Raw genomic sequence first — 23,036 nt, 5'->3', positions numbered from 1 at the left:
TTTCTTTTATTATACCGAAAATATGTTCGGAATGTAAAGGGGAATAATTAAAAAATACGCGGAATAGGATAAAATAAAGTCTAGGGGGAGGCTCTTTTATGAGGCATGCCAAAGGAATACTCCTGGCAGCAGCAGGAATCGCCATTGTTTCCTTTATGGGAACATTTGCGGTGAAGCTGGCAGAAAAAGAGACCATTAAAAACCATACATCAGTGACTTCAGAAAAAATGGATCATAAGACACAAATTGAGACAACCGACGAACTCAATCTTTATGCTCAGTCAGCGGTATTAATGGATGCCTCAACCAACCGGATTTTATATGGAAAAAACGAGGAACTGGTGCGCCCCATGGCCAGTACGACTAAGATCATGACCTGTATTATCGCTCTTGAAAACGGCAATCTTTCTGATCCGGTGGCTGCCACCCAGAATGCGGCTAACCAGCCCAAGGTTCATCTGGGAGTCTATAAAGGAGAGACCATTTATTTAAAGGATCTGCTCTACAGTCTGATGCTTGAATCACACAACGATGCAGCCATGATGATAGCAGAGCATGTAGGAGGAAGCAGAGAGGGGTTTGCGAAACTCATGAATCAGAAAGCCAGAGAGCTGGGGTGCAGCAATACTTACTTTATTACTCCCAACGGTCTGGATGCGAAGGAGGAGAATGACGGAGAAATAAAAGAACATTCTACCACAGCAGCCGATTTAGCCAGGATTATGAATTACTGCATTGGAAATTCCCCAAAAAGCAAAGAGTTTTTGGAAATAACCGGAACCCAGAGCTATTATTTTACAGATGTTGATGGAAAAAGATCCTTTAGCTGCACAAATCACAATGCCCTTTTAAGCTCTATGAGCGGAGCGTTCTCAGGGAAAACAGGGTTTACTGGTGGTGCAGGTTATTCCTATGTGGGATCTGTGAAAAGTGATGGGAGAATTTTTACCATCGCTCTGTTAGGATGCGGCTGGCCTCCTCACAAAACCTGGAAATGGTCCGATGCCAGAAAACTCTTTCAGTATGGAATGGATCGGTTTCATTACCGGGATGTATATGAAGAAGTACCCATGCCAGAGGTGCTGATTAATGAGGGAATTCCCATATCCGGTGGGCTTGACAAGCCGGTTTTCATCGCCAGTTCCATGGCAGAAGACAGAGAGAAAAGTCTTAAACTCCTGCTGGCAGATGATGAGAAGGTCACTGTGAAGACCAGCATTCCAGATAAGATAGAGGCTCCTGTTAAAAAAGGACAGAAAATAGGGTCAGTTACATATTGGTTAAACAACCAGCCAGTGAAAGAATATCCGGTTTATTTAACGGAAGGAACCAAACGCCTGACTGTTATCTGGTGCCTTAAAAATATGGTTACCCGTTATCTTTCCATGCCTGGTTTTTTCCAAATACTGACTTCCTCTTAATGGAATCTTATGATATACTTGACAAAAACACAATTCCTTTTGATCAGATATGGTACAAAAGGAATGGGAGGAAATAATAAAAATGAATGAGAAAAATACCGGTTTCGTGGGAAGAATAAAGCTTGAAAAGCTGCATAACACCAGAGATTTAGGCGGGTTGAAGACTCAGGATGGGAAGATGATACTGCCGGGCAGGCTGATCAGGAGTGGTACCCTTTACGAGGCAACGGGAGAGGATATCCGGATATTATCCGACCGCTGCGGTCTTGGAACGGTGATTGATTTTAGAACGGCAACGGAAAGAAAACAAAAGCCGGATCCGGATATGCCGGGAGTCCGTAATATATTCAATCCCATTCTGGATGAAAAGACAGTGGGAATCACCTTTGAAGAGGAAGAACAAGAGGCAGAGGAAGGGGAACCAGATGCAATAAAATCAATCCTCCTCCATGCCTCTTCCTTAGGTGGTAAGCCGGAAACATATGTGGACAGGCTTTACGAGGATCTGGTTTTAAATGATCATGCTGCAGAGTCTTATTCCCGTTTTTTTAATCTTTTGCTGGAAGCAGATGACAGAGCGGTTTTATGGCACTGCACAGCCGGAAAGGATCGGGTAGGAGTTGGAACTGCTCTTCTTCTGACTGCCCTTGGGGTACAGCGGGAAACCATTATAAAGGATTTCGTAAAAACCAATGATTATGTAATAGCGCAGGTAAACCAGACCTGTTCTTTGATTGAACAACAGACTGGGGACAAGGGTCTTGCAGACTGCGTCCGTGTATTATTTACTGTTTCAGAGGCCTATATTCTCCGTGCATTTTCTGCCATCGAGCAGTCTTATGGAACCATAGACCATTACCTGTCAGAACGGCTCTTTGTAACTCCGGAAAAAAGGAATGAGCTGAGAGCAAAATTTTTGGCATAATAAGAAGTTGAAAGGAAGTTACTGAAGTATGAATTTAAAAAAAATAGCGACGGTGCTGGCAGGAAACACCGTATATGCACTTGCTGTTTCCCTGTTTATTCTTCCAAACGGACTGATTACAGGAGGTACGACAGGTCTCGCTTTAGTAGCCCATGCAAAACTGGGGATTCCCATAGCTCTTTTCATAGGAGTTTTTAATATCATTATGTTCGTTGCAGGTGCTTTCGTACTGGGTAAGGCATTTGCCCTGACAACCCTGATCAGCACATTTTATTATCCCTTTATTCTGGGGGTAATTGAAAGGCTGTCCGGTAATATGGTCATAACCCAGGATCGCATGCTTGCCACTGTATTTTCCGGTCTTTTAATTGGTGCCGGCATTGGAATGGTAATACGGGCCGGCGCTTCTACGGGAGGAATGGATATTCCACCGCTCATACTGAATAAAAAGTGGAATTTGTCGATTTCCCAGACCATGTCTGTTTTTGACTGCCTGATTCTGCTTACCCAGATGATTTTTTCCAGTTTGGAACAGATTCTTTACGGAATCCTTCTTGTTCTTTTATACACAATGGTTCTGGATAAAGTTCTTATGACAGGCCGTAATCAGATGCAGGTAAAGGTCATAAGTAAAAAGTATGACCAGATCAGCCAGGAGATACAGCGGCGTATGGACAGAGGGACAACCCTGCTTGCCAGCGAAGGAGGACATTTAAGAGAATCCTCCTTTGCTGTTCTTACTGTCATATCAGGGAGGCAGCTGCCCAAACTCAATGAACTGGTTCTTGAAATTGATCCCAATGCCTTTATGATTATCAACCAGGTTACAGAGGTGCGTGGAAGAGGCTTTACACTTCATAAAGAATATAAATAATTAAAAATGCGGACAAATATCTTACGGAAAAATGACTAAGGTTTACGGTTTTGGGAACTCTATTGACTTCCAATCTTTACCGGTGCTATACTGTGCCCGAAGCAGTAAATGGACGCAGGGAGGAACGAAAAAAAGATGCTCAGGAAAAGATTCGGTATCGTTTGTTTTATCATTGCACTGGCTGTGTTTTTTGCAGCTGGCTGCGGGAAAAAGGGTGAATCTGCCGCTGGTACAGGCACTGGGCAGATAACTGAATCAGAGGCTGCGGACAGTAATATGAAAAAGTCCGTATCGGAAAGCAGCACAGAAGGAACGGTTTCATCAGAAGATGGGGAACCGGATTCACTTATGAAAGATCAGGAAGAGATGCAGGCTGACGAGACCTACGGGGGACCGGGAACGCAGGCGGAAGCCTTTGCGGAAAAAATACAGGAAGCAGTTTCAGATAAAAATTTAGAAGAACTGGCAGAGCTGATAGCCTATCCATGTGTATTTATCAACGGGGATCAGGAAACAATTATTTTAAAGAAGCAGGAAGATTTATTAAAGCTGAATCCGGATATGGTATTTGGGGATGATTTAATGGTATCAATCGCCAAGGTGGACACAGCTACCTTAAAGAAGTCCGAGGCAGGAATCGTGATGGGAGAGGGTGCATCAAGGATTGTATTCCAGGAAACAGCAGATGGCAGCATTGGGATTACGGAAATGAAAGAATAGCATTGTATACAACATACAAAAACATTCGACAAAATTATACAAAATGCCGGAAAATTTTACACGAATCGATATTATGCCAACGAAAATTAGGAGCAAGAGACAATGGATTGTAAGAAATCCATAGTTTTTTGCTCTTTTTTTACTAAAAAGAACTTGAAATAAGTTGAAATTAATTATACAATTATAATTGGCAGAAATTGGTGTTATTATATAGTCCTATCGTTGTTTTTTTAACGGAGGCTATGCAAATATTACAAAATGGAGGATTGCAAAATGAGTAATTCAACACAAACATCAGCAAGTAATCGAATTCACGCTTTGCTTGATGAAAACAGTTTTGTTGAAGTCGGCGGCTATGTAACAGCCAGAAGTACAGACTTTAACATGACAGCAAGAGAAACTCCTTCTGACGGTGTTGTTACCGGCTATGGAACCATTGGGGGCTGCCTTGTGTATGTTTACAGTCAGGACTCAGCTGTTTTTGGTGGGGCTGTAGGAGAGATGCATGCTAAAAAAATCACAAGACTTTATGCCATGGCAATGAAAATGGGAGCACCGGTAATCGGTCTGATCGACTGTGCCGGATTAAGACTTCAGGAGGCAACAGATGCCTTAAACGGCTTTGGTGAAATTTATATGAGCCAGACTTTAGCATCAGGAGTGGTACCGCAGATCGCAGCAATTTTTGGCACCTGTGGCGGTGGAATGGCTGTTTCTGCAGCTATGGCAGATTTTACTTTTATGGAAGGAAAGTCTGCAAAGCTGTTTGTTAATTCACCCAATGCCATTCAGGATAACTATACAGAAAAATTAAATACCGCTTCCGCAAGTTTTCAGAGCAGGGAAGCAGGACTGGTAGATTTTATCGGAGAGGAAGATGAGATTTTTGAAAACATCAGAACTCTGGTCACGATTTTACCTGCCAATAGCGAGGATGACATGTCTTACGATGAGTGCACGGATGATTTAAACCGCGTATGCTCCGATTTAGCAAACTATGTTGGTGATACGAAAATTGCGCTCACACAGATTTCTGATAATCATTTCTTTATGGAGACCGGAAAAGAATATGGCTCCTCTATGGTTACCGGCTTTATCCGTTTAAACGGAATCACCGTGGGCTGCGTTGCCAATCGAACAGAATCCTATGACGAGAGTGGATTAAAGACTATGTCCTGTGAAGCAAAATTAACGGGACAAGGCTGTGAGAAGGCTGCAGAGTTTGTTGGTTTCTGTGATGCTTTTGATATCCCGCTTCTCACCCTGGTGAACGTAACCGGCTATGAGAGCACAACCGGATCTGAAAAAACCATTGCGAAAGCAGCTGCAAAGCTTACTTATGCATTTGCTAATGCAACAGTTCCGAAAGTAACCGTTGTGGTTGGCCAGGCACTGGGAAGCGCTTATCTGACCATGAACAGCAAATCCATTGGTGCTGATATTGTGTATGCATGGCCGGAGGCAGCCATAGGAATGATGGACCCGGTTCAGGCAGCAAAGATCATGTATGCAGATGAGATTGCAAAGGGAGAAGATGGAAAGACAGTGATGGAAGAAAAGGCGGAAAGCTACCGGGCTCTTCAGTCCAGCGCACTTTCTGCAGCAAAAAGAGGATATGTTGATGACATTATCGATGCCAGCGAAACCAGAGCCAGAGTAATCGCTGCATTTGAGATGTTATTCACAAAGAGAGAGGATCGTCCGGCGAAAAAACATGGCACGATATAGAATGAGGTGACAGGCATATGAAATTAAATTTGAAACGAGCAGTAGTGGGTCTTACTATGGCAGTCTGCCTCTTTTCATTATCTGCATGCGGTGCTGCCAGTAAACAGTCCGAAGGTATTGATGCTGATATGAAGGCGCAGCTTGAGCAGATTCCCGTCGCCTCGTATCTGGAGCTGTACACCGGTCTTGAGGACAAAGATACCGAGCAGATGCGAAAGAGCCTGACGAAAAAGGATGAGGTGGCTGCGTTAGCAGAGGGAATCGATTCCTGGAATAATGTAAAGGGTGATTTAGGCAGTTTTGTTTCAGCTTCGGATTCTGTAAAATTAGAAGAAAGCAAGGATGGATACAGTGCTACGGTCAATACCGTATTTGAAAAGAGAAATATGGACTTTACCGTAACCTTTGACCATAAGCTTTCCAAGATAACCGGAGTGGCATTTGTTCCAGAGTACAATATAGCTGAAAAGATGGAAAAAGCCGGTTTTAATACGCTCATGGGAATGGGAACGGTATTTGTTGTATTGATTTTCATCAGTATGCTGATTGGTTGTTTCCGCTATATCAGTATATTTGAAGAGAAACTGCTTAATAAAAAGAACGTAGCGGAAATAAAGGTGGCTGTTGAAGCTGAACCGGTATTTATCCAACCCCTCGCAGAGGAAGACGAGCTGAAGGATGATCTGGAACTGGCAGCTGTAATAACAGCAGCGATTGCAGCATCTGAAGGAGTATCACCAAGCGGTCTTGTTGTTCGTTCCATTAAACGTGCAGCAACCGGTAATTGGAAAAAAGCATAAAATCAGGAGGATTGTCATCATGAAAAATTATAAAATTACAGTGAATGGTAATGTTTACGATGTAACCGTAGAAGAAACAACAGGTACAGCCGCAGCAGTATCTGCTCCGGCAGCGGTATCCGCACCGGTTAAAGCAGCAGCTCCCGCTCCGGCACCTAAAAAAGAAGCAGCAAAAGGACCGGAAGGTTCCGTAAAAGTAACTGCACCAATGCCAGGTAAGATTCTTGGTGTTAAGGTTAGTGCAGGACAGTCTGTTAAAAAAGGCGAAGTTCTTCTTGTTCTGGAAGCCATGAAGATGGAGAATGAAATCGTAGCACCTTCCGATGGAACAGTTGCCAGCGTTCAGGCAGCAGTGGGTGATTCCGTAGAAGCAGGCGCAACTTTGGCTACATTAAACTAGTACGGAAAGATCCGCTATCACAATAAATAGCGCGGATTCCTTATGGAGGGATTAACATGGATTATATTAGTAATACATTCACCAATCTTCTTCAGCAGACCGCATTCTTCAACCTGACTGCAGGTAACATGCTTATGATCCTGGTCGCTTTTCTGTTTTTATATCTGGCGATTCAAAAAGGGTTTGAGCCACTGCTTCTGGTGCCGATTTCTTTTGGTATGCTGTTGGTAAATATCTATCCAGATATTATGAAAGAAGTTGGAGCGGATGGTGCCGGCGGCGGACTGCTGCAATATTTCTTTAAACTGGATGAATGGGGGATTCTTCCTCCGCTTATCTTCATGGGTGTAGGAGCTATGACAGACTTTGGTCCGCTCATTGCGAACCCTAAGAGCTTTCTGTTAGGAGCAGCTGCCCAGTTCGGTATTTATACCGCATATTTTCTTGCAATTTTTATGGGATTTAGCGATAAAGCAGCTGCAGCGATCTCCATTATCGGAGGCGCAGATGGCCCTACCTCTATTTTCCTGGCAGGTAAACTGGGAATGACTTCTCTGATGGGACCGATTGCAGTTGCGGCATATTCCTATATGGCTCTGGTTCCAATTATACAGCCACCGATTATGAAGCTTCTCACAACGGAGAAAGAGCGTAAGATCAAGATGGAACAGCTTCGTCCGGTATCCAAACTTGAGAGAATTCTGTTCCCAATCATTGTAACAACTGTTGTATGTATGATTTTGCCAACAACTGCTCCTTTAATTGGTATGCTGATGCTTGGCAACTTATTTAAAGAATCCGGAGTTGTAAAGCAGCTGACGGAAACGGCTGCCAACGCACTGATGTATATTGTAGTTATTCTTCTGGGTACTTCAGTAGGAGCAACCACAAGTGCGGAGGCATTCCTAAACTTAGACACAATTAAAATTGTTATTCTGGGACTGGTTGCATTTTCATTTGGAACAGCTGCAGGTGTTCTGTTCGGAAAGATCATGTGCAAACTGACAGGAGGCAAAGTGAATCCGCTCATCGGTTCCGCCGGTGTATCCGCAGTTCCCATGTCAGCCCGTGTATCCCAGAAAGTCGGAGCAGAGGCTGATCCAACCAACTTCCTGCTGATGCATGCCATGGGACCAAACGTAGCCGGTGTTATCGGTACTGCAGTAGCAGCCGGTACATTCATGGCTATTTTCGGAGTGAGATAATCGAACCGGATATCATGACGATACCCGAAAAGCAAAGTAAATGAACAATAACCAGGAGGTAAGAAAATGGCAGATATAGAAAAAAAGCCGGTTAAGATTGTAGAGACAGTTCTTCGTGACGCTCATCAGTCTTTGCTTGCTACAAGAATGACAACTGAGCAGATGCTTCCCATCGTGGGGAAGATGGACCAGGTTGGTTATTATGCAGTTGAATGCTGGGGCGGTGCTACCTTTGATTCATGCCTGCGCTTCTTAAAAGAAGATCCCTGGATGAGACTGAGAAAATTAAGAGACGGATTTAAGAATACGAAACTGCAGATGCTGTTCCGCGGCCAGAATATTCTGGGATACAATCATTATGCTGATGATGTAGTGGAATATTTTGTTCAGAAATCCATATCAAACGGAATTGATATCATCCGTATATTTGACTGTCTCAATGATATGCGCAACTTACAGACTGCAGTCTCAGCCTGTAATAAAGAAAAGGGTCATGCTCAGGTTGCATTAAGCTATACGCTGGGTGATTCCTATACTCTGGATTACTGGAAAGACATCGCAAAGAGAATTGAGGATATGGGTGCAGATTCCATCTGCATTAAGGATATGGCAGGACTTTTAACACCGTATAATGCGGATGAGCTGGTTCGTGCATTAAAGGAGTCAACCAAACTTCCCATTGACCTTCATACCCATTATACCTCCGGTGTTGCTTCCATGACCTATTTAAAGGCAGTAGAGGCAGGCTGCGATATTATTGACACAGCAATGTCACCTCTGGCCTTAGGTACCAGCCAGCCAGCCACTGAAGTAATGGTGGAAACCTTCCGTGGAACACCTTATGACACAGGATATGATCAGAACCTGCTGGCTGAAATTGCAGCTCATTTCCAGCCGATCAGAGATGAGGCATTAAAGAGCGGCCGGTTAAATCCCAAAGTGCTTGGTGTGGATATTAAGACACTCCAGTATCAGGTGCCAGGCGGTATGCTTTCCAACCTTGTCAGCCAGTTAAAGGAAGCAGGACAGGAAGATAAATATTTACAGGTATTAGAAGAGGTTCCAAGAGTAAGAGCTGACTTTGGTGAGCCACCTCTGGTTACTCCATCTTCCCAGATTGTGGGAACTCAGGCTGTATTAAACGTGATCAGCGGGGAACGTTACAAGATGGTAACCAAGGAGACCAAAAAAATCCTTATGGGTGAGTTCGGACAGACAGTAAAACCCTTTAATCCAGAAGTACAGAAAAAGATCATTGGTGATGAAACACCGATTACCTGCCGTCCGGCTGACTTAATCGCACCACAGCTTCCTCAGTTTGAGAAAGAATGTGCACAGTGGAAACAACAGGATGAAGATGTTCTATCCTATGCTCTGTTCCCAAGTGTTGCCAGGGAATTCTTTGAATACCGTGCAGCTCAGCAGACAGGTGTGGATTCCACTCTGGCTGACAAGCAGAATAAGACTTATCCGGTTTAATAAACCAGATTTAAAATCAGGCTTTGGAGCTTCCTGTACAGGGACTCCAGGCCTGATTTTTTTGGAAAATGGAGGGAATTTCATTGACATTCCCATAGAAGAGAATATAATAGTTGTATAGTCAATAGTTGCAAATACAATTATTGTAATAATCAATGTGGAGAAGAAAAAATGAATAATCTGCTGCATTATGCCAGGAAGTACAAAAAAGAATTAATTCTTGCAATTATCTGCATCGAGGCCGAGACCGTATTTGAACTGATCATACCAATGATTATGGCAGATATTATTGATGTGGGAGTTGCCAGTGGCAACAAAAGTTATATTTTAATGAAGGGAGGACAGATGATTGCTTTTGCAGCAGTTGCTCTTTTACTGGGGCATGCCTGCGCACGTTTGACAGCAATCTGTGGAAATGGAATCGGTGCGGAGATCCGCAAAGCGGAATTTCAGAAGATGCAGACCTATTCCTTTGCCAATACAGACCGATTCAGCACATCTTCCCTGGTAACAAGACTCACCAGTGACGTTACCACCATTCAGAACTCCATAACCAATGGGATGCGTCCCGGATTTCGATCGCCGGTGATGATGCTGACCGCTTTGGTGGTATCCTTCCGGCTGAATGCCCGCCTGGCGATGGTGTTTTTTATCGCTGCCCCCCTGCTTGCGGTAATCTTATTTTTTATTATTAAGAATGTAAGACCCCTTTATGGGAAAATGCAGGGCGCCATGGATTTAGTAAACCGCGCCATACAGGAAAACTTAAGAGCAATTCGTGTAGTAAAGGCATATGTCAGGGGGGAGTATGAGACAGAAAAATTCGGAGAGGTCAATACATATTTAAGGAACACCTCCGAACGCTCCTTCTCACTGGCAGCTCTCAACATGCCTGCCATGCAGTTTGTTATGTACGGAACCATTTTAAGCATTCTCTGGTTTGGCGGGAATCTGGTAATCGGAGAACAAATGAAGGTGGGGGCCCTCACCAGCTTTTTAAGCTATGTGCTTCAGGTGCTGAATTCTCTTATGATGTTTTCCAATGTATTCCTTTTGTTTACCAGATCCTTAACTTCCTGGAGAAGAATTTCAGAAGTTCTTGCAGAAGAGCCTGAAATTCGTGATGACCGTGCAACTGACATTGAGATTACCAGGGGAGGCATACAGTTTGATCATGTATATTTTAAATACAGGGAGACTGCAAAAGAATATGTGCTTTCTGATATATCCTTTCAGATTTTACCTGGCCAGACGGTAGGAATTATCGGGCAGACCGGTGCTGCAAAAAGCACGCTGGTTCAGCTGATCCAGCGGTTGTATGAGATAAACTCCGGAGAAATTCTAATAGATGGACAGCCGATTTACAAGTATACCCAGGATCATTTAAGAGAAGCCATTGGTATGGTATTACAGAAAAACACATTGTTTTCAGGAACAGTGAAAGAAAACCTCTGCTGGGGAAAGGAGAATGCTTCCGACGAAGAGATCCAAGAAGCATGCAGGATTGCCTGTGTGGATGAATTCATTGACCGTCTGGATGCCGGGCTTGATACAGTCCTTGGACAGGGAGGCGTGAACCTTTCCGGCGGGCAGAAACAAAGGCTTTGCATCGCAAGGGCAATCTTAAAAAAACCCAGAATTCTTATTCTGGATGACTCAACCAGTGCTCTTGATACAGCTACAGAGCAAAAGATCAATGATGGCTTAAAGGATGCACTTCCTGATATGACCAAGATTATAATCAGCCAGAGAATTTCTTCCGTTTCCCATGGAGACCAGATTATTATCTTAGACGACGGAAAGGTGAATGCAGTCGGTACCCATGAGGAACTTTTAAACCATAATGAAATATATCGGGATATCTTTGAATCCCAGCAGAAAGGAGGGGGGCTTTTGGCATGAAACAGACAGGACGTGCAAGACCAAAGGATGCAAAAAAGACCCTTTTCCATCTTTTAAAGTATATTGGGCATTACAGGATTTCCATTTTGATCATAGCAGTTCTGGTATGCATCAGTGCATTTTCCGGAATTATGGGAACCTATCTTTTAAAGCCGGTGATAAACAACTATATCCTGCCAGGGGACATTCCTGGTCTCATCCGCATGATTCTTATTATGGGCGGAATCTATCTGGCAGGAGCACTTTCCTGTCTGCTTTACAGCAGAATGATGGTTCATGTTTCCCAGCAGGTGGTGAGTGAGATCCGAATGGATTTATTCCGCCATACACAAAAGCTTCCTCTCGTTTATTTTGATACCCATACCCATGGGGTACTGATGAGTCATTTTACCAATGATGTGGATACCATATCGGAAGCGTTAAATAACAGCTTTACCCTGCTGATTCAAAGTTTTATTACTTCAACCGGAACTATCATCATGCTGTTGATCCTGGATGTGCGCCTTTCCATGATTGTTGTTTTCTTTCTTGTGGTTATGCTTCTTTATATCCGGCACAATGGAAAGATAAGTAAAAATTATTTTGCAAAGCAGCAGAGGAATCTGGGAAGCATCAATGGGTTTGTAGAAGAAATGGTAGAAGGGCAGAAAGAGGAAAAGATTTTCCGCCATGAGAAACAGGATTTTGAGAAGTTTTGTGAATTAAATGAAGCACTCCGGCTTTCCGCTACCAAGGCATCCATCTATACCGGAATTACAGTACCTACAATTGTTGCGCTGTCTTATTTTAATTACGCAGTCTCTGCCTGTGTGGGAGGTCTGTTTGCAATCGCCGGGCTGATTAACCTGGGTACGCTGGCCTCTTATCTGGTGTATGTAAGACAAAGCGCCATGCCGATGAACCAGTTTACCATGCAGATTAATTTCCTGATGGTGGCTCTGGCAAGTGCGGAGAAGATCTTTCTGATGATGGAAGAAGAGCAGGAAGTGGATGAGGGAGATGTGACACTTGTCAAAGCGGAAGAAGGGGAACATGGTATTTTAATAGAATCCCAGACTTATACAGGGCGCTTTGCATGGAAGGTGCCAGATGAGAAAGAAGGATACCGGCTGATACCCCTTAAGGGAGATGTTCGTTTCCATGATGTGGTTTTTGGCTATAATCCGGAACACTCCATATTGAATGGAATTACTTTATATGCAAAGCCCGGTCAGAAAATAGCGTTTGTAGGATCTACAGGAGCAGGAAAAACCACTATCATTAATCTGGTCAACCGATTCTATGAATTAAACGGAGGACTGATTACCTATGATGGAATTGACATCCGGCAGATTAAAAAGGATGACTTAAGGCGATCTATTTCACTGATTGTACAGGATACACATTTATTTACCGGTTCCATTGCCGATAATATCAGATATGGAAGGCTGAATGCGACGGAGGAGGATGTGCGGGAAGCTGCAAAAATTGCCAATGCAGATTCCTTTATCAGAAGACTTCCTGCCGGATATGATACACTGCTTGAAAATGATGGAAGTAATTTATCCCAGGGACAAAGACAGCTAATTGCCATTGCCAGAGCTGCCATCTCCCGTCCGCCGGTGCTGGCCATGGATGAGGCCACCAGTTCCATTGATACCCGTACGGAAAAGCTGATTGAGAAAGGGATGGATACGCTGATGAAAGGGCGGACCGTGTTTGTTATCGCCCACAGGCTTTCAACCGTCCGAAACTCACATGCCATTTTAGTACTGGAGCGGGGAGAGATTATTGAACGTGGAAACCATGAAGAACTTCTTGAAGAGCAGGGCAAGTATTATCAGCTCTATACAGGGCAGTTTGAATTGGAATAAATAAGAAAGAAGGAGGCAGACTGTGAAGAAACAAAGTATCAGGGAATTGATGGTGCGGGGTGAAAAAGCAAGAAAACAGATCTTTTTCCCTCTGTTGTCTGATTTAGGACTGACGCCTGGTCAGGGGCAGGCGAAAATACTGTATCATCTTCAGCAAGAGGACCGCATTACCCAGAAAGAGCTGGCAGACCGATGCAGAATCGATGCAGCAGCCATGTCCAGAAACATCGATAAGCTGGAAGGACTGGGGCTTCTTGTCCGGGAAAGCAATCCCGATTGCAGAAGATCGTTTTCCATCTGCCTGACAGAAAAGGGATATCAGGAAGCAGGAGAAATACGAAAAGTATTCGAACAGTTTGAAGAGATTGCTGGTGAGGGAATCTCTCAGGCAGATATGGATGTATTTTACAGAGTTATGGAAAACATGTGTGACAATCTGGAACGTTATAATGTCAGTGGTAGTGAAGAATAGCATAATTAATAGAAGTGAAAGCAGTTTTTTGGGCAGCGGAGTGCTTATGCATTCCGCTGTTTTTCTTCAGTGGATAAAATGAAAGATTTTCTTACAAATATTTCCAATTAATTGAAGATTAACTGATTGTGTTGACACATGGTATCATTTGTCATTATAATAAAATAATGTATGATTTACATATAACTGGAAATTAAAATACTTAAGGGTATTATGGGAGAAACAGATGAGAAAGTATAAAAAAGCTGGCAGGATGGCAGCAGTTCTTGCCAGTATTATGGTGATCGATTCTTTTGTAGGACCGATATCGCCTTACATAGATACGTATGCTTATACGAATAAGTCGGCAACGGTGAATGCTTCAACACTGAATGTGAGAAGCGGACCGGGTACTTCCTATTCAATCGTTACAAAACTGACCAATGGTGCAGCGGTCACTGTGGTCAATGAAAAGAACGGATCGGATGGAGCCCTCTGGTATGAGATACGCTTTAACAATTCCAACGGACAAACCGTGTCAGGTTACGTTACAAAAAGCTATTTAAAATTTGCCGCAGTATATACCAGCAATGCTGATTTTGAGTCAAGACTGTCTGCGCAGGGGTTCCCTGAAAGCTATAAGACGCGCTTAAGGGCGCTTCATGCCCAATACCCCAATTGGGTGTTTACTGCTCAGAAAACCAATATAGACTGGAATACTGCAGTTAAAGAAGAGAGTCTGGTGGGAAAGACACTGGTACACACAAACAGTATGTCTTCCTGGAAATCCACGGAAACCGGTGCTTATGACTGGAACAACAGTACCTGGGTAGGATTTGACGGAAGCAGCTGGGTTACCGCATCAGAGGATATTGTAAAGTATTATATGGATCCCAGGAATTTTCTGGACGAAACCAATGTATTTCAGTTTTTAACACATACCTATGACAGCAACAAGCATACAATGGAAGGATTAAATACCATGGTTAAGGGCAGCTTCCTGTCAGGAGGTACCGTTAATACAGATACTTCCCAGTCAGGTGCAACCACCTCACCGGAAAGCAGTACGTCTACGGAGTCAGGCAGCCCTGCAGGCCCCGGAGCCAATATTGGCCCTGGCGGAAAAACCGAAACACAGGGTACTTCTTCCGGTAATGTAAGCCAGGAATCACCCCATGCATCCATTACACCCAACCATGCGGCCGTTCTTATGGATTATGGGCCCGGAGCAAGTCTCACCGGACCTTCTGCTTCTGCGCCTTCTACTGGGACTACCACTGGAAGCGGTGCTTATGCCAATATGATTATGAATGCAGCCACGCAGTCCGGCGTTAATCCTTATGTTCTGGCAGCGATGATCATTCAGGAGCAGGGTTCTGCAGGTACCGGCAAAAGTATTTCCGGCACAGAATCAGGCTATGCCGGGTTTTACAATTTCTTTAATATTGAAGCATATCAGTCTGGAAACATGACTGCTGTGCAAAGAGGATTATGGTGGGCGTCTCAGGCAGGCAATTATGAACGTCCCTGGAATTCGCCGGAAAAATCAATTTTAGGCGGCGCATTATATTATGGTAATAACTACGTAAAAGTTGGGCAGGATACATTTTATCTGAAGAAATTTAATGTACAGGGGGCGAATCTGTATAAACATCAGTATATGACCAATGTGCAGGGTGCGGCATCCGAAGCTGCGGTGTATTCAAAAGCTTATAATAATGATATGAAACAGACCGGTTTGGAATTTAAAATTCCGGTTTATAATAATATGCCTGAAAATCCCTGCAGCCAGCCAACTGGTGATGGTAATCCAAATAACAAGCTCTCAGGTCTTAGTGTAGATGGATTTGTTATGACACCAAGCTTTGACCGGGATACAAAAGAATTTAATCTGATTGTGGATTCTGGCGTGACCAGTATTAAAGTGAATGCTTCTGCACTGTATTCCGCTTCTAATGTAAGCGGAACCGGGACTATTGCACTTCAAAATGGTAATAATGATATTAAAGTAACCGTTACTGCCCAGAACGGTAATGTGAGGGAGTATATTCTTCATGTAGTCAGACAGGCAAACGGACCGACCTATAATTCAGGAAGCAGTACTCCAAGTAACCCCGGTTCTACCGGTGGTAACAGCTCATCCGGCGGCAACAGCTCATCCGGCAGTAACAGTTCTTCCGGCAGTAACAGCTCCTCCGGCAGTAACAGTTCTTCCGGCAGCAGGGGACCTGGAGTTTCCAATCCATCCTCAGAAACCAGTTCCGGAACACCAGGCGGCAGCAATATTACCATAGCACCCGAAGGAGCCTCTAATATATCGGTTCAGGCATCTTCCGGGGCTTCACAGGGACCGGGAAGCCCTGCCCAGACAGAGGCACAAACCCAGGCACAAACCCAGACACAGCCAGCCCAGACACAGGCAACCTCTGCAAACACCGCCTCAAAAGGAAGTGGTGATGTGAACGGTGACGGAAAAGTTAACAGTCTGGATGTCTTAAAGCTGCAGAGATATCTTCTGGGTCTGGAACAACTATCAGATGCTGGGAAAGCAGCAGCCGATTTAAATGGAGACGGAAAAGTAAATTCCCAGGATCTTCTTCTGTTACAGAAGAAAGTACTCGGAATGTAAGTTTAGGAAATAGGAGACTATATGAATAGGAAACTGAAAAGATTGATCACCAGCCTTATGCTGGTTTGTATGATGGCAGTTGCAAGTCCCTGGGGTTGCATGGTATCCTTGGCATCGGATGCAAAGATTTCATTTTCTGACCCATCCGTCATGGTGGGAAATGATGTAACTGTGAATATGAAAGTCACCAGCGATACACCCCTGGGGACAGCAGAAATCATGCTGTCTTATGACCCGGGAATTTTGGAATTTGTAAGTGGAACCAGCGCCAACGGCGGAGCCGGAGCGATTAAAATACTTGGAACCATGAATTCTGCTGATCAGAAAGCCTTTAATTTTACTTTGAAGTTTAAATCATTAAAGGCAGGTAACGCGAAAATAAGTGTCACATCCCAGGAAATTTATGATGTGAATTCCGCTGCCATATCATTATCAAAGCAGGGAAGCGCCACTGTTAAAGTCACATCTCCTGCAACAACCTCAAAGGATGCCTCATTAAAATCCTTGAAGATTTCACCCGGAACCTTAACTCCTGCTTTTTCTGCAGCAGTGGACAGCTATACGGCAGAGGTTGATAAAGACACAGCAGACCTTGTAGTCAACGCAGTTGCTTCCAATGCGGGAGCCAATGTAACCCTTCAGGGTGAAAAGGGATTAAAGGCCGGAGAGAATCAGGTAGTTGTGAAAGTAACGGCAGAGGACGGTCAGACGGTTAAGAATTATACGATTAAAGTCACCAAGCCGGAAGGGGGAGAAACCACTCCTGCATCCAATGAGGGCGGAGAAACTGGTGAAGCTCAGTTTGGCTCTGCTTCCGTAACCATTCATGATGTTGTGTACAGCATTGCCTCATCCTTTGACGAAGCCACACTGCCAGAGGGATTTGAAGCGAAAACCTATCAGTATAAAGGTACTGAGGTGATGGCTGGAAAAGGTCTTGAAAAAGACATCCTCTTACTGTATTTAAAAGATGAGGGCGGTAACGGCGGATTCTTTATCTATAATGAAGCAGCAGACAGCTGGTCTCAGTTTGTTGAGGTAAAAACCACAGAAAAAGCAGTTGTAATTATGCCTCTTGATACAGACACTGCAGCTCCGGAAGGCTTTAAAGAGCAGCAGATCGAAATTGATGGAATAAAGGTAACCGGTTGGGTTGCCGATTCGGAATCAAAGCCGGAATACTGTCTGTTCTATGGTATGAACTGGAATGGAGAAAAGAATTTCTACCGGTATGATCTTACCGAGAAGACCGTTCAGAGATATTTTGCTTCCGGAGTTACCAATGATAAATATGTGGAACTTGCCAAAACCTATAGCGATTTGCTTAAGGATTATCATTTGCAGTTCTATATATTAATCGCTATCAGCGTGCTGGCACTGGCATTACTGATCATTGTAATTTTCCTGATCAAAAGAGGCGGCGGATCGGATGTAAGGCCATATGATTCCGGAGAACCGTTCCATGACACAAAGAAGAAGGACGAGCCCGTAAGCCGCAGGGAAAGCAGAGCACAGGCCGCTCCGCCTGCAAACGTAAAGCGTTACAGCCGGGAGGAATTTGACGAAAAAGAACGGACAGGAAGTCTTTATTCCGATTTTGAAGAAAATGGTATGGACAGGCCGGACACATTCATCCCCAAAACCCCTGCCTATGAGGAAGAGGATGACTTTATGGAAGAGTCCAGTCTGGAAGAGATGGAACAGAACTTAATGCCGAAAAAAAGAGTTCATCAGACCCAGCCAGAGGAACGGACAGTCGATACCAAAAGAAGCAGAGAAGTGAATGAAAATGACGATGATGACTTTGAGTTCATGGATCTTAACGACTAAATAATAAAATAAGTGAAAATACCAACGAGAGCGCCAGGTTTTACAGGTGCTTTCGTTTTATTTATGATAAAATTTTAGATATTTTTTTCTAGAAAAGGAAAAAAGCTAGGTTCCTGTAAAGTCTCTTCTATTGAAAAGACTAAATTGGTTTGTTATAATAAATTTCTGAGATGAAAAGAAAATTTGCCATATGAATACAGAGTTTTATATGCTGGCACATATTATATATTGAAAAATGCATTATCGTGTGCTATTATGTGTATAACAGATATAACGAAAGATGGTGAAAAGATGATATTGCAAATTGATTTTAACAGTGAGGAAGCCATTTACATTCAGCTTCGGAACCAGATAATCATAGGAATCGCCACGGAAAGTATAAGAGAAGGAGACCCCTTGCCTTCCGTTCGCCAGATGGCCGATAATATAGGCATTAATATGCATACGGTAAATAAGGCGTACTCTGTTTTAAAACAGGAGGGATTTGTGAAACTGGACCGCCGGAAAGGAGCGGTTGTTTCCCTTGATGTAGATAAAATACAGGTTCTTGATGAGATGCGCAGGGATTTAAGCGTTGTATTAGCAAGAGGCATCTGTAAAAATATTTCGTGTGATGAGGTTCACCAGCTGGTTGATGAAATTTTTCAGTCATTTATAAAAAGCCAGAGATAACAGTGATTCCCTGGATTGGAGGTTCTATATGTTGTGCGAGAAGTGTAAGATTCGCGAAGCAAATATTCAATATACGGAAGTAGTCAATGGTGTGAAGAAAGAACACCATTTTTGTGCCCAATGTGCAAAAGAGATGGATTTTGGTGTGTATGCAGCTATTTTTGACGGGGAATTTCCTCTTGGTAAGCTGTTATCAGGTCTTCTTGGAATTGAAGATACCGAAAAAGGACCGGATAAACTACAGCAGATCGCCTGTCCTACCTGCGGCACAAGCTACAGCGAGTTTGTAAAAGACAGCCGTTTTGGTTGTGCAGACTGTTACAGTGTCTTTGGCCCGCTTATGGAGGATAGCATCAAACAGCTGCAGGGCAGCCTGATGCATACAGGAAAAACACCGGCTTTTCAAAGGATGGATCATGAAAGCCAGAATGAAGATTTGGATGAAGACGGATCTGACAGCAGCAGAAACGAACTCTACGAACTTGATACCAGGTTAAAAGAAGCGCTCCGGTTTGAGGATTATGAGACTGCAGCAGTTTGCAGAGACCGGATAAAAGAACTGAGGAAAGGGAATGAAGGCAATGCTTAAATGGTATGAGCAGACTGACAACGGCAGATCTGGCGTAATAAGCAGCCGGATCCGCCTGGTCAGAAACTGGAAGGAATATAAATTTCCTTCCAAACTGGACGAAAAGGAAAGCAGCGAGATGATTCACCGCCTGGAATTCGGTTTAAAGGATTTGGGAGAGGAACTTCCAAGCCCCCTTACTTTTTCCATGCTGGGTGATTTAAACGAACTGGACCGGGTGGCACTGAAAGAAAGAAGGGCAATTAATTCTTCCATTGCTGACAAAAAGACCCCGGTAGGTATCCTGCTTTCAGAAAATGAAGATACAGGGATCATTTTTAACGGAGATGATCATATCCGGATTCAGGCTTTAAAGACAGGTCTTCATCTGGAAGAGCTGTGGGAACAGGCAAGCAGCATTGATGATTACCTGAATGAACGTTTTCCATATGCATTTGATGACCGGTACGGTTATCTGACAGCGTTTCCCACCAATGTGGGAACAGGCATGAGAGCATCGGTCGTGGTACATCTTCCCATGTTGTCCCAGGGACGCAAATTTTCCAGTCTCATTGGAGAGATGGGCCGTTTTGGAGCGGCTGTCCGAGGCGTTTATGGCGAAGGAGACGATAACTTCGGAGCTTTATATGAAGTATCCAATCAGAAAACACTGGGACAGACAGAACGGGAAATTATAGATACAGTTACAAAGGCCGCCATTCAGCTGACTAATCAGGAAATGCAGGTAAGAAAGTTATCCCTGCAGCGGCGTAAAGTGGAACGGGAAGATGAGATCTACAAGTCTTATGGTGTGTTAAAATATGCAAGAAGGCTTACTTCCAGAGATGCCATGATATTTTTGTCACAGATGATGGCAGGACTGGAGGATGATCTGATTCATACAAAGGAAGAGTTTAACGTTTATCGCCTGATGCTTGGCATCTGGCCGGCAGGTTTACAAAAGAGTTCTGACCGTCCTCTGAATAAGGAAGAGCTTGATATGGCAAGGGCGGAATTCATCCGGGAGGAACTGCCGGAATTAAATTGACAGGAGGATTGCATTTATGATAGACAGATTTACGACAAAGGCCAGAACGGCCATTAATCTGGCAGAGCAGGCAGCAGAGCGGTTGGGACACAGCTATGTGGGAACAGAGCATCTGCTTCTTGGACTGTTAGAAGAAGGCAGCGGTGTTGCAGCCAGAGTACTCATTGAAAACGGTGTCAGAGAAGATAAGGTTCTTGGTCTGATCAGCCAGCTGATTGCACCGGACCAGGCAGTGAGAGTAAGGGAAGACGGTGGCTATACGCCAGGAGCCAGAAGAGTTCTGGAAAACAGCTACCGGGAAGCAGTCCGTTTTAAAGCCAATTTAATCGGAACGGAGCATCTTCTTATTTCAATTATCCGGGACAATGACTGCGTTGCTTCCAGACTGCTTAATACCATCGGTGTCAGCGTACAGAAGCTGTACATTGACGTATTAGCTGCCATGGGAGAGGATGCACCTGCCAATAAGGAAGAGCTTATGAAGTCCCCCAAAGGAAAGGGAAGTACTCCGACTCTGGACAGCTATAGCCGTGACTTAACAGAGCTTGCAGTAAAAGGAAAATTAGATCCTGTAATCGGAAGAGAATCCGAGATTACACGTCTCATTCAGATATTAAGCCGCAGAACCAAGAACAATCCATGTCTGATCGGAGAACCAGGAGTTGGTAAGACTGCAGTCGTGGAAGGACTTGCCCAGATGATCACATCTGGAGAAGTGCCGGAGACAATTGCAGGGAAAAGGCTTCTCACTCTGGATTTATCCGGTATGGTGGCTGGTTCGAAATACCGCGGGGAATTTGAAGAAAGAATTAAAAAAGTAATTGCAGAAGTAATTGAAGACGGCGAAGTGCTTCTGTTTATCGATGAGATTCATACCATCATCGGAGCAGGAGGGGCAGAGGGAGCCATTGATGCCTCCAATATATTAAAGCCGTCTCTGGCAAGAGGAGAATTACAGTTAATCGGTGCGACTACCATTGAAGAATACCGCAAATATATTGAAAAGGATTCCGCCCTGGAACGACGTTTTCAGCCAGTCAAGGTGGAAGAGCCTTCCGAAGAAGCGGCAGTGGGCATTTTAAGAGGCTTAAAAGGAAGATATGAGGATCATCATAAGGTTATGATCACAGATGACGCCATCAAAGCAGCCGTGAAATTGTCTTCCCGCTATATCAATGACCGTTTTCTTCCGGATAAGGCCATTGATGTAATTGATGAAGCCTCTTCCAAAGTCCGCCTTGCTACCTTCACAGAACCCTCTGAGATCAAGGAACTGGAGGCAGAAATTGAACTGTTAGAGGATCAGAAGGAAGCTGCCATTAAGTCAGAGGCCTATGAAAAGGCTGGCGTAATTAAGAAAAAGCAGGAGAAAAAGCGGGAAAAGATTGATAAAATCCGTGATAAATGGCAGAAGGAAAAAATCTCTAATACTCCCACTGTTGATGAAGGGGAGATTGCAGATGTTGTATCAACCTGGACAAAGATTCCGGTAAAGAAACTGGAAGAGGGAGAAAGTGAGCGTCTGAGAAATTTAGAGTCCATCCTTCATGAACGGGTAATTGGTCAGGAAGAGGCTGTAACTGCGGTGGCAAAAGCCATAAGAAGAGGCAGAGTAGGGCTTAAAGATCCCAAACGCCCCATTGGATCGTTCCTGTTCCTCGGACCCACCGGAGTGGGAAAAACAGAACTTTCCAAAGCCCTTGCAGAAGCCATGTTTGGCATGGACAGTGCTTTGATCCGTGTTGATATGTCTGAATATATGGAGAAGCACAGCGTTTCCAAGATTATCGGCTCTCCGCCAGGATACGTAGGATATGATGAAGGCGGTCAGTTAAGTGAAAAGGTCAGAAGAAACCCCTACTCCGTAATTCTCTTTGACGAGATTGAGAAGGCTCACCCCGATGTATTCAATATTCTTCTTCAGGTCCTTGATGACGGTCATATTACGGATGCACAGGGAAGAAAGATTGACTTTAAAAATACTGTAATTATTATGACTTCCAATGCAGGAGCAGAAAATATCATATCCCCGAAACGTCTGGGCTTTGGTGCTGTAGCCGATGAAAAGGCGGATTACAAGCTTATGAAGGACCGGGTTATGGAGGAAGTCAAGAAGCTGTTCAAACCGGAGTTTATTAACCGAATCGATGAAATTATTGTGTTCCATCCGTTAAACAAGACTCATATGAAAGATATAGTAACGATTATGATGAAGGATATCATGAAACGTACTTCCGAACAGATGAGCATTACAATTGAAATTGATGAGACTGCGAAAGACTATCTGATTCAGAAAGGTTACGATGAAAAATACGGCGCGAGACCCTTACGGCGTACCATTCAAAGCAGCTTAGAGGATAAGCTTGCGGAAGAAATCCTTTCCGGAACGGTAAAAACAGGTGATACGGTTATGATCACGGCTGGTGAGGATGGACTTAAATTTTCTGTGAGAGAGCTGATAAACAGCTAGCCATTTCTCAGCAATTCGTGTATAATAGCTACAAGCGAAAGGATCTTTTTCTTCGCCAACA

General features: G+C 43.9%; 18 protein-coding genes. All 18 read left to right on the top strand.

Annotation, left to right across the window (positions count from 1 at the left end; genetic code table 11):
• The first annotated feature begins 98 nt into the window (after window positions 1-98).
• The 18 genes from ABS301_RS06270 to ABS301_RS06185 all read left to right on the top strand — a co-directional run bounded on the left by ABS301_RS06270 (window position 99) and on the right by ABS301_RS06185 (window position 22,975).
• Complete coding sequence (locus ABS301_RS06270; RefSeq protein WP_349671407.1) at window positions 99-1,421, top strand: D-alanyl-D-alanine carboxypeptidase family protein; 1,323 nt, start codon at window positions 99-101, stop codon at window positions 1,419-1,421.
• A gap of 82 nt (window positions 1,422-1,503) precedes the next feature.
• On the top strand, window positions 1,504-2,346 hold the full coding sequence (locus ABS301_RS06265) for a tyrosine-protein phosphatase (RefSeq protein ID WP_349671406.1): 843 nt from the start codon (window positions 1,504-1,506) through the stop codon (window positions 2,344-2,346).
• A 28-nt stretch (window positions 2,347-2,374) separates the two neighbouring features.
• On the top strand, window positions 2,375-3,220 hold the full coding sequence (locus ABS301_RS06260) for a YitT family protein (RefSeq protein ID WP_349671405.1): 846 nt from the start codon (window positions 2,375-2,377) through the stop codon (window positions 3,218-3,220).
• A 135-nt stretch (window positions 3,221-3,355) separates the two neighbouring features.
• The gene (locus ABS301_RS06255) at window positions 3,356-3,940 is read left to right on the top strand and encodes a hypothetical protein (RefSeq protein ID WP_349671404.1); all 585 of its coding nucleotides are present in this window, start codon (window positions 3,356-3,358) and stop codon (window positions 3,938-3,940) included.
• Between the two features lie 273 nt (window positions 3,941-4,213).
• Complete coding sequence (locus tag ABS301_RS06250) at window positions 4,214-5,668, top strand: acyl-CoA carboxylase subunit beta (protein WP_349671403.1); 1,455 nt, start codon at window positions 4,214-4,216, stop codon at window positions 5,666-5,668.
• A 17-nt stretch (window positions 5,669-5,685) separates the two neighbouring features.
• Window positions 5,686-6,468: an OadG family transporter subunit gene (locus ABS301_RS06245; protein ID WP_349671402.1), complete on the top strand. Its 783-nt coding sequence runs from the start codon at window positions 5,686-5,688 to the stop codon at window positions 6,466-6,468.
• A 19-nt stretch (window positions 6,469-6,487) separates the two neighbouring features.
• Window positions 6,488-6,868, top strand: coding sequence for a biotin/lipoyl-containing protein (locus ABS301_RS06240; RefSeq protein ID WP_349671401.1), 381 nt, complete (start codon window positions 6,488-6,490; stop codon window positions 6,866-6,868).
• Between the two features lie 56 nt (window positions 6,869-6,924).
• A complete protein-coding gene (locus tag ABS301_RS06235) occupies window positions 6,925-8,073 on the top strand; it encodes a sodium ion-translocating decarboxylase subunit beta (RefSeq protein ID WP_349671400.1) in 1,149 nt (382 codons plus the stop codon).
• A gap of 66 nt (window positions 8,074-8,139) precedes the next feature.
• Window positions 8,140-9,552 carry an oxaloacetate decarboxylase subunit alpha gene (locus ABS301_RS06230; RefSeq protein WP_349671399.1) on the top strand — a complete coding sequence of 471 codons (1,413 nt, stop codon included), beginning with the start codon at window positions 8,140-8,142 and terminating at the stop codon, window positions 9,550-9,552.
• Window positions 9,553-9,723: 171 nt separating this feature from the next.
• The gene (locus ABS301_RS06225; RefSeq protein WP_349671398.1) at window positions 9,724-11,454 is read left to right on the top strand and encodes an ABC transporter ATP-binding protein; all 1,731 of its coding nucleotides are present in this window, start codon (window positions 9,724-9,726) and stop codon (window positions 11,452-11,454) included.
• On the top strand, window positions 11,451-13,307 hold the full coding sequence (locus tag ABS301_RS06220; RefSeq protein WP_349671397.1) for an ABC transporter ATP-binding protein: 1,857 nt from the start codon (window positions 11,451-11,453) through the stop codon (window positions 13,305-13,307). The genes ABS301_RS06225 and ABS301_RS06220 overlap by 4 nt, the downstream gene beginning before the upstream one ends.
• A 22-nt stretch (window positions 13,308-13,329) precedes the next feature.
• Window positions 13,330-13,779, top strand: a complete 450-nt coding sequence (locus ABS301_RS06215; RefSeq protein ID WP_349671396.1) for a MarR family winged helix-turn-helix transcriptional regulator — start codon at window positions 13,330-13,332, stop codon at window positions 13,777-13,779.
• A 226-nt stretch (window positions 13,780-14,005) separates the two neighbouring features.
• A complete protein-coding gene (locus tag ABS301_RS06210; protein ID WP_349671395.1) occupies window positions 14,006-16,387 on the top strand; it encodes a dockerin type I domain-containing protein in 2,382 nt (793 codons plus the stop codon).
• A 21-nt stretch (window positions 16,388-16,408) separates the two neighbouring features.
• Complete coding sequence (locus tag ABS301_RS06205) at window positions 16,409-18,217, top strand: cadherin-like beta sandwich domain-containing protein (protein ID WP_349671394.1); 1,809 nt, start codon at window positions 16,409-16,411, stop codon at window positions 18,215-18,217.
• Window positions 18,218-18,508: 291 nt separating this feature from the next.
• Window positions 18,509-18,889, top strand: coding sequence for a GntR family transcriptional regulator (locus tag ABS301_RS06200; RefSeq protein WP_349671393.1), 381 nt, complete (start codon window positions 18,509-18,511; stop codon window positions 18,887-18,889).
• A 28-nt stretch (window positions 18,890-18,917) separates the two neighbouring features.
• Entirely contained in the window at window positions 18,918-19,478 is a 561-nt protein-coding gene (locus ABS301_RS06195; RefSeq protein ID WP_349671392.1) for a UvrB/UvrC motif-containing protein, read from the top strand.
• Window positions 19,471-20,505, top strand: a complete 1,035-nt coding sequence (locus tag ABS301_RS06190) for an ATP--guanido phosphotransferase (protein ID WP_502877953.1) — start codon at window positions 19,471-19,473, stop codon at window positions 20,503-20,505. The genes ABS301_RS06195 and ABS301_RS06190 overlap by 8 nt, the downstream gene beginning before the upstream one ends.
• A gap of 16 nt (window positions 20,506-20,521) precedes the next feature.
• Complete coding sequence (locus ABS301_RS06185) at window positions 20,522-22,975, top strand: ATP-dependent Clp protease ATP-binding subunit (protein ID WP_349671390.1); 2,454 nt, start codon at window positions 20,522-20,524, stop codon at window positions 22,973-22,975.
• Window positions 22,976-23,036 lie beyond the last annotated feature (61 nt).

Origin of the sequence: Lacrimispora sp., assembly GCF_031982545.1 — a bacterium.
Taxonomy (GTDB): domain Bacteria; phylum Bacillota; class Clostridia; order Lachnospirales; family Lachnospiraceae; genus Lacrimispora.
This window is presented reverse-complemented; position numbering and strand designations above follow the sequence as displayed.

Bases quoted from the DNA above. Each gene is read 5' to 3' on its own strand.
- ABS301_RS06235 (WP_349671400.1), top strand. From the start codon at position 6,925: ATGGATTATATTAGTAATACATTCACCAATCTTCTTCAGCAGACCGCA.
- ABS301_RS06190 (WP_502877953.1), top strand. From the start codon at position 19,471: ATGCTTAAATGGTATGAGCAGACTGACAACGGCAGATCTGGCGTAATA.
- ABS301_RS06200 (WP_349671393.1), top strand. From the start codon at position 18,509: ATGATATTGCAAATTGATTTTAACAGTGAGGAAGCCATTTACATTCAG.
- ABS301_RS06260 (WP_349671405.1), top strand. From the start codon at position 2,375: ATGAATTTAAAAAAAATAGCGACGGTGCTGGCAGGAAACACCGTATAT.
- ABS301_RS06230 (WP_349671399.1), top strand. From the start codon at position 8,140: ATGGCAGATATAGAAAAAAAGCCGGTTAAGATTGTAGAGACAGTTCTT.
- ABS301_RS06205 (WP_349671394.1), top strand. From the start codon at position 16,409: ATGAATAGGAAACTGAAAAGATTGATCACCAGCCTTATGCTGGTTTGT.
- ABS301_RS06225 (WP_349671398.1), top strand. From the start codon at position 9,724: ATGAATAATCTGCTGCATTATGCCAGGAAGTACAAAAAAGAATTAATT.
- ABS301_RS06240 (WP_349671401.1), top strand. From the start codon at position 6,488: ATGAAAAATTATAAAATTACAGTGAATGGTAATGTTTACGATGTAACC.
- ABS301_RS06270 (WP_349671407.1), top strand. From the start codon at position 99: ATGAGGCATGCCAAAGGAATACTCCTGGCAGCAGCAGGAATCGCCATT.
- ABS301_RS06210 (WP_349671395.1), top strand. From the start codon at position 14,006: ATGAGAAAGTATAAAAAAGCTGGCAGGATGGCAGCAGTTCTTGCCAGT.
- ABS301_RS06250 (WP_349671403.1), top strand. From the start codon at position 4,214: ATGAGTAATTCAACACAAACATCAGCAAGTAATCGAATTCACGCTTTG.
- ABS301_RS06245 (WP_349671402.1), top strand. From the start codon at position 5,686: ATGAAATTAAATTTGAAACGAGCAGTAGTGGGTCTTACTATGGCAGTC.
- ABS301_RS06255 (WP_349671404.1), top strand. From the start codon at position 3,356: ATGCTCAGGAAAAGATTCGGTATCGTTTGTTTTATCATTGCACTGGCT.
- ABS301_RS06265 (WP_349671406.1), top strand. From the start codon at position 1,504: ATGAATGAGAAAAATACCGGTTTCGTGGGAAGAATAAAGCTTGAAAAG.
- ABS301_RS06195 (WP_349671392.1), top strand. From the start codon at position 18,918: ATGTTGTGCGAGAAGTGTAAGATTCGCGAAGCAAATATTCAATATACG.
- ABS301_RS06220 (WP_349671397.1), top strand. From the start codon at position 11,451: ATGAAACAGACAGGACGTGCAAGACCAAAGGATGCAAAAAAGACCCTT.
- ABS301_RS06185 (WP_349671390.1), top strand. From the start codon at position 20,522: ATGATAGACAGATTTACGACAAAGGCCAGAACGGCCATTAATCTGGCA.